The 7,223-nt window shown below is 44.6% G+C and carries 7 protein-coding genes and 1 pseudogene; 4 read left to right on the plus strand and 4 right to left on the minus strand.

Annotated features, from left to right (window positions below; all coding sequences use genetic code 11):
- Window positions 1–567, plus strand: a 567-nt coding sequence (locus V2H45_RS24235; protein ID WP_408648904.1) for a DUF6999 family protein, incomplete at its 5' end; no start/stop codon positions are given.
- A gap of 18 nt (window positions 568–585) precedes the next feature.
- On the opposite strand, the gene V2H45_RS24240 is transcribed toward V2H45_RS24235, so the two are convergent.
- Complete coding sequence (locus V2H45_RS24240) at window positions 586–717, minus strand: hypothetical protein (protein ID WP_330486267.1); 132 nt, start codon at window positions 715–717, stop codon at window positions 586–588.
- 319 nt (window positions 718–1,036) lie between these two features.
- Entirely contained in the window at window positions 1,037–2,728 is a 1,692-nt protein-coding gene (locus V2H45_RS24245; RefSeq protein WP_330486268.1) for a hypothetical protein, read from the minus strand.
- Window positions 2,729–2,824: 96 nt separating this feature from the next.
- Between V2H45_RS24245 and clpP the strand changes: the two genes are divergently transcribed.
- Window positions 2,825–3,412 (plus strand): ATP-dependent Clp endopeptidase proteolytic subunit ClpP, encoded by a 588-nt coding sequence (gene clpP / locus V2H45_RS24250; RefSeq protein ID WP_330486269.1) that lies wholly within the window; start codon window positions 2,825–2,827, stop codon window positions 3,410–3,412.
- A gap of 60 nt (window positions 3,413–3,472) precedes the next feature.
- On the opposite strand, the gene fabD is transcribed toward clpP, so the two are convergent.
- A complete protein-coding gene (gene fabD / locus V2H45_RS24255; protein ID WP_330486270.1) occupies window positions 3,473–4,351 on the minus strand; it encodes an ACP S-malonyltransferase in 879 nt (292 codons plus the stop codon).
- A 165-nt stretch (window positions 4,352–4,516) separates the two neighbouring features.
- Entirely contained in the window at window positions 4,517–5,005 is a 489-nt protein-coding gene (locus tag V2H45_RS24260; protein ID WP_330486271.1) for a hypothetical protein, read from the minus strand.
- A 551-nt stretch (window positions 5,006–5,556) separates the two neighbouring features.
- Here V2H45_RS24260 and V2H45_RS24265 point away from each other — a divergent pair.
- Window positions 5,557–6,891 (plus strand): FAD-binding oxidoreductase, encoded by a 1,335-nt coding sequence (locus tag V2H45_RS24265; RefSeq protein WP_330486272.1) that lies wholly within the window; start codon window positions 5,557–5,559, stop codon window positions 6,889–6,891.
- A gap of 116 nt (window positions 6,892–7,007) precedes the next feature.
- Window positions 7,008–7,175: pseudogene (locus V2H45_RS24270) on the plus strand (class II glutamine amidotransferase); the annotation flags it as partial.
- Window positions 7,176–7,223 lie beyond the last annotated feature (48 nt).

The following is a 7,223-nucleotide window of genomic DNA, read 5'->3' on the forward strand; positions in this document are numbered from 1 at the left end:
GATGATTCAAATCCTCCTAAAACGTCTTGCTTAACTTCTCAAACACTCTCTAATATCGAAAAATCCAGCCTCTATCCGCGTAAGGTTGACGATTTGGCTGAAAATGCCTTTCTAGAACACGATCTAATTCTCTACAACTTTGTCTTTGACTATCACCAAGCCCAAGAGCAAAACCCTAACTGGTTACAGCAAGTTCGCGATCGCGGGATTTGCTATGGCAGCATCCAGCCCGTGCAGGTAGAAGTTGACTTTTGCCAGCGGCGATGGTTGAGGGTTCTCGACCTAGAGTCAGCGATCGAGCTATTTAAGGTGATTTATTCTCTCTGTTTGACCAGCGACGAATTTGCCCGTGCTGTAATTTCGCTACAATTTGATGAAAATTTCGGTTGCTATGTCAGCGAGATTACCGATGACTACAAATGGAATCACATCATTGTTAATCGACATCCTTTAATTCCCAACAGTCCCTTTCATGCTGCCCGTGACTTGTTTTTACATGGCTTAACCACAGAATACTTGCATCGCTATCTAGAGCTTTGCAAACTTCAAGCCCAAAAAGGTCGTTAGCTGCCAGGGGATTTTGGGCTAACCTGTGGAATTTAGGGCAACCGTAAGGAGACTGCCACCAACGGCATATCGTAAAAATTTTCTAGGATATTCCCATAATTGAATAGGGTGAAGCTTCTTGGTTTGTTCGAGCCCATTTGAGTCAAACATTCATTGATCCTTCACCCTATATAATTCGCAACAAAACTTAACATCCAAATTGTGAAAATGGATTAAGATAGCTGCACTCAACACAAAAATGCTTAACCCACTGGGAGCAGTGGGCTTTCTTATTTCAAACTGCTTGTATCATTGCACAAAAACGGCTATGATGCCATCTTTTGCTTATTTGCATTTTGGGCGACTAGCTAAAATAGGTGCCGAGACTGATGGGATCTCAATCGCAGCATTTCTCAGTATTGCTTCAGAGAACCGCTTTTAGAGAATAGCTTGCAAAAAATTGCGATTAAAAAATTAGGCAAAATCCGAGTTATCGATCTTTTTTCTTTCTTCGCTTCAATCGCTGCCCCAACCATCGTGGAAAGCGGGTAATCTTTTGCCATACCCAAATTAGCGATCGCTCTATGCGGGCAACGAGGCGATCGAGCCAATGCACAATTTCCATAACCGGACTATAGGCATACCCCAGAAAGGTGGCATGGGTCTCGATCCAAGCACGCAAAGGTGGGGTGGGTTCTTCTAAATATTCAGACCAATCGGGCAAATAGTTAGGATCGTCGAGGACGATTTCCCCCTTGCTAGTGTCTACTTGAACTAAATCTCCATCCTCCTCGCTAAAATCAGAAGCCTGAACTAAATCTCCCTTACTAGGCTTGGAAGTCTGAACTAAATCTTTATCTAATTCGTTTGGGGTTTCAGTCAGCACGCTGTTATTAGGATCGACTGCAAATAAATCAGAGGGTCTAGCCAAAGCCATTGACTCATACTCCGTTGGCACGGGCCAAGGGCCACCTTCATCGCCAAATAAATCTGCCATGGTTAACCAAGCCTCTTCGGGGCTGGTTTGGAGATTTGCTGAAGATGGGTCAGGTTCTAAGGGATTCACTTTTTTGCTAAAAAAGTAAGCGATCGCGGCTCGAATTAGATCTCTGATTCTCTCTAGGCGTTCGTTTTTGCCCAATGCTTGATTGCTTGTGAGGTTTCCATCCGCATCGGTTTGGAAATTCGTCGCCGCAAACGTTTGTTTCCAAATTTCTAGAAATTGTCTATTCGCAGTATCGTTTTTATTGAAAGCATCTTTGCTCGATTGGGAACTGCTAGCATCATTCCGAAAACTAGTTTCTGCTGTATTGGTAGCATCCTGCGGGGACTCGGAATTTTGGGCGGAATTTGGAACGGAATTTTTAGAAGAGTTCTTGTTGAATAGCCCAGTCCGATCTACCCATAGAACTATCTTTACAAAAGGTCGTAATAAAAAAGGGATCTTGCGCTCGGGTAAATATCTTGGCTGGAATTCTTCTAGTATTTCGCCTTCGATAAAATCAGACTGTTCCGCAGATTTGTCGCTAGCTTGAAGATCGCTAGGCGAAGAAAACCAGAGCGCTAGCTTTTGGAAGGGACGTAATAAAAGTGGAGTTCTTTTACCGCGTAAAGCTTTTGGTCGGGAGGGTTCCGATTTCTCCTGAGACTCAAGTTTCTCAACCATTTCGGAAAGTTTTTCAAGGCTTGCGGGTGGAGAGAGCCACAGAAATAAGCTTTGGAAGGGGCGCAATAAAGGCGAAACCTTCTTACTGGGTAGGGCTTGCTGAGGCTTGGATTGGTTAGAGTTATCTGTTTCCTGCGATCCAACTGGCGATGGGGATTGTGAATCGGTGGGAAAATCACTTTGTTTCGTGAATTGACGGGGCGATCGCGGCTCAGTTTGAGGATTTAATCGAGGGTTTGATTGTGAATTTGCCTGAGGGTTTAACTGGGGGTACTTACGCTTTAAAACAGTGCCCAAAATATAAACAGGATATAAAACCACTCTGGCAATTTGTTTGCCAATCTGCTTGCCGAGTTGGAAGGGTAGGGCTTTGGCAGCAGGCGATCGCCCTTGAATGGGTGGATTACCGATCCTTTCATTTAATAAATTTTCAATTAAAGTCCTCACACTGCGCCCTAGCTGCACAGGCAAAGATTGATCGATCCAATTAAATAAGCGACTTTGAAAGCGTGGCATATAAATCTATTTCCTAGGTTTAATTCTGACATGCAATCCCGTCACAATCCAACACGCCGAAGTAAAATAAAAACAGATGAATTAAGCTAAACAAATATGATCCCAACCGTCATTGAACAGTCTGGTCGTGGTGAACGCGCTTTCGACATTTTCTCGCGTCTTCTGCGGGAGCGGATCATTTTTTTGGGTCAGCCCATTGATGATACAGTTTCTAACCTCGTAGTAGCCCAGTTGCTGTTTCTGGAAGCAGAAGATCCTGAAAAAGATATCTTTGTCTACATCAACTCCCCAGGTGGCTCGGTCACAGCGGGAATGGCAATCTACGATACGATGCAGCATATTCGCCCCGATATATCTACTATCTGTGTAGGATTGGCGGCAAGTATGGGTGCATTTCTATTGGCGGGTGGTACAAAAGGTAAGCGTCTATCATTGCCTCACACCCGTATCATGATTCACCAGCCATTAGGGGGCGCTCAGGGGCAAGCGACCGATATTGAGATTCAAGCCAAAGAAATTCTCTATCACAAGACTCGTCTCAACGAACTGTTGGCATACCATACAGGTCAAGACTTGGAGCGCATTGGTACGGATACAGATAGAGACTTTTTTATGTCTGCTGTTGAAGCACAAGCCTATGGTCTGATCGATCAAGTTGTCGTGCAACGCCCCAAAGCCGTTTAGTCCACTTTAGCGAACTTTTGCTGTGAGCCAAGCACTTAAGTGCTTGGCTTTTTAAATGTCTCAAAATGCGTTGGCTTGTTCAAGTGTACTGATATTAACCAGTTGTACTCCTGGGGCAGCACGCTTAATTAAACCTGTGAGTACTTTCCCTGCTCCAACTTCTACAGCTTGCGTGTAGCCTTCCGTTGAGAGATACTGGCAGATTTCGCGCCACCTTACGGGTGAGGTCATTTGTTGTTTGAGCCGATCGCGTAAAATCTGCCCTGAGGTTGTGGCATCATTGGGCTCAACATTGGACAACACAGGTACTTGAGCATCTTGCCATTTGACCTGTGAGAGTAGCTCGGCAAACTGATCGGCAGCACCTGCCATCATGGGGGAGTGGAATGCCCCACTCACAGCCAGAGGAAGTGCGCGTTTGGGTTTGAGGCGATCGCATACAGTTTGAATTGCCTCTGGAACTCCTGAAAGCACGACTTGATCGGCACTATTGTCATTGGCAAGCACCACCTCATCGGTCTCCGCCATGATTGCTTCTAACTTGCTGCGATCGAAGCCCATCAAGACTCGCATTGCGCCACCACTCACCTCTGCCATCAACAGCGATCGCGCTTTGACCAATTCTAAGCCCGTAACGTAGTCCAGTACCCCTGCACAATAGAGGGCAGTATATTCTCCTAAACTATGCCCCGCAACAAGATCGGGTGCTTTGCCCTTGGCTTTGAGAATATCGAGCAAAATCGCAGAGACCACATACAAACAGGGCTGGGTATATTCTGTCTTAGAAAGCTCAGCGATCTCCCCTTGACACTTCTCTAAAACCGACCATCCTAAAATCTGCTCGGCCTGTGCTAGTTTCTCTTGTCCGACTTCGAGGAGGTCTAGCCCCATGCCTACAGCCTGTGAGCCCTGCCCTGGAAATACCCATGCGATCGCCATAAAATTTAAACCACTCTTAAAAAAATTAAAAAGTTAGACTGTTCTCAAAACGATGAGCCATCAACTGTTGCTGATGGCTCATCGTAATTAATTCAATTGGTTAATAGTTGAAACGATAACAGCTAACTTACTAGCTTAATATCGAATTGACCTTAAATGTCCGACTTAATATCCAACTGGGGCAGGAGTTTTGGTATTATCTGTATCCACCGAAGTAGGGATAGGGGCACGGTTAGGTCTTGTGGGGGCACTTTCAAGAAATATTGAACGTTCGGGACTTTCTCGTACTAATTCACCAGGCTGGGTTTGAAATTTTTTGACCAAGTCATTCCCGATGAATGCTTCGGCAGCAGTTAACTGGCGCTCTTGTCGTTGTAATTGCTCCAGTTTTTTATGCTGGTTATTCCATGACTCTTGAGCATAGACAGTCCATGCATAAATGCCAAAAACACTGACTGTCAACAATACGGTAGAGGTAATCGAAATCTTTTGGATCGCGATTAAAAACTGTAACCACCCTGGCAAGGGAACTGAAGCGCGGCGAGGTAAATTTTTTACGTTTCTTTGAGGCGCAGGAGACCGACGGGTGTTGCGCTGGGAAGGTCGCTCCGCATATTTATACTGCTCTGAGACTCTGGCTCTACTTGAAGTCATCTTTTTATTTGCAGGCACTCTACTTACACCATGCTTACTTTTAGCATCTTTTACCCTATTCAGAAAGTATTATGCAAGACTTTCTGATTTTTTAAGATTTTTTCATGTAGCAAGCACTATCAATATCTCATTAATTTTGCTTGGGGAGCTGGTTGTGTAGATTGGGTTTCTGTTGTAAAACGTTGCATCCCGTCACCCTATGACTGTGGCTGTAAGCGCGATCGCACTCACAAGCAAACCAACCCTACGATAAATCTGCTAGCGTAACATAATCATTACTTGTAAGCTTTGGATCTCATTTTGAATTATTTCAACCTTATCTCTCATGATAATTTTGCTTTGCTGAAAGTTTTTCTTACTTGAATTTAGAAATTAAAGAAAGCGATCGCGAAGACTAGGAAGACTAGTGAGAAATTAAGGGTTTTATTTCGATTTGTAACTTTGGGGTGAGAATTTGACTGCGATCTCCGAAATCGTTGGATTCCCGAATCTCATCGCTTACCCACCTGATGAAAATAACTAACCTTGCCAATTATTAAGGAATTAAATCAATGCTGGGAAAAGCATTTTTCGCCGATCTAGAAGGAATTGAAACCATTACTGCTCCGACGCAAGTGGCGAAGTTGTCAGAGGACTATTTTCGCTTCAGTCCAATTTTAGAACCTTTACTAACTGGCAAGGTCGGCGATATTGTGGCACGCCCTACAAATGAAGCTGAGGTGATTCGTGTTGCTCAGGTCTGCGTAAATCATAGGGTTCCTTTGACTGTGCGAGGTAGTGGTACGGGCAATTATGGGCAAGCAGTTCCGCTTCAAGGTGGCTTGATTCTCGATATGACACGCATGCAAACGATTAAATGGATTAAGCCCGGTGCAGCCTGCGTGGAGCCTGGAGTGAAGTTAGCCGCTTTAGATAAACAAGCCCAAGAAATCGGTTGGGAATCGCGCATGATTCCCTCGACGTTTAGAAGTGCTACGGTAGGTGGTTTTATTGCAGGCGGGAGTGGAGGCATTGGTTCGATTCTCTATGGGCAATTACGCGATCGCGGCAACCTCAGGGCTGTGAGGGTTGTGACGTTGGAGGATTGTCCCAGAGTAATCGAACTGCGCGGCGATGATGTGAAGAAGGTCAATCATGCCTATGGCGTGAATGGCATCATTACCGAACTAGAACTTCCACTTGCTCCTGCCTATGCTTGGGCGGAATTTGTAGTCAATTTCTCGGACTTTATGACAGCCGCTCAATTTGGGCAAGCTTTGGGAAACTGTGATGGCATCATCAAAAAAATGATCTGCATTCTTGCCGATCCTATTCCTTCTTACTTTACAGCATTGCGAAATTATATTCCCGATCGCGTTCACAGTGCCTTAGTCCTCGTAGCTGAAACCGATATTGAACCCTTTAGAGAACTCGTTCGAGAATTTGGTGGTTCCATTGCCTATAAGAAATCTGCGCAAGAAGCCAGCAAAGGCATCAGTTTAGTCGAGTTTGCTTGGAATCACTCCACACTCCATGCCCGTACTGTCGATCCTACGCTTACCTATCTACAAAGCCTTTTTCCCGCCGATCCCAACTTGCAACTCGTTCGGGAAATGTGCGATCGCTTTAAAGACGAAGTCATGATGCATTTGGAGTTTATTCGCATGAATGGAGTGGTTATCCCTGCGGCAATTCAGATTGTTCGCTTCACCACAGCGGAACGCATACAGGAAATCATTCAATATCATGAGTCCCATGGCGTGCTAATTGCCAATCCTCATACTTACATTTTGGAAGATGGCGGCATGAAGGCGATCGATCGCAACCAGCTTGCATTTAAACAAACCGTCGATCCCTATGGTTTGATGAATGTGGGAAAAATGCGTGCATGGTTAGGTAAAAGTTAATAAAAACCCCTATAATTTTGTTTTCTTAAAGAAGAATAAGATAGGCAAACTACTACTGGCGAACAAAAATACTGATATGTTTTTCATGTTGTAGCTTCTAAGCAATTGCAAACAATATGTGCCAACTGTTAGGAATGAATTGTAATGTCCCCACGGATATTTGTTTCTCCTTTGAAGGCTTTTGTGCGAGAGGGGGAAAAACAGACGAACATAAGGATGGATGGGGAATTGCTTTTTTTGAAGGTTTAGGTTGTCGCCTATTCATCGACCCTAAACCTTCTATAGAACCCATTTGAGATCTTAAGAAGTGGCTGCAAGTCTCTTCAGCATTA

This window comes from Tumidithrix elongata BACA0141, assembly GCF_036349135.1.
Taxonomy (GTDB): domain Bacteria; phylum Cyanobacteriota; class Cyanobacteriia; order Pseudanabaenales; family Pseudanabaenaceae; genus Tumidithrix; species Tumidithrix elongata.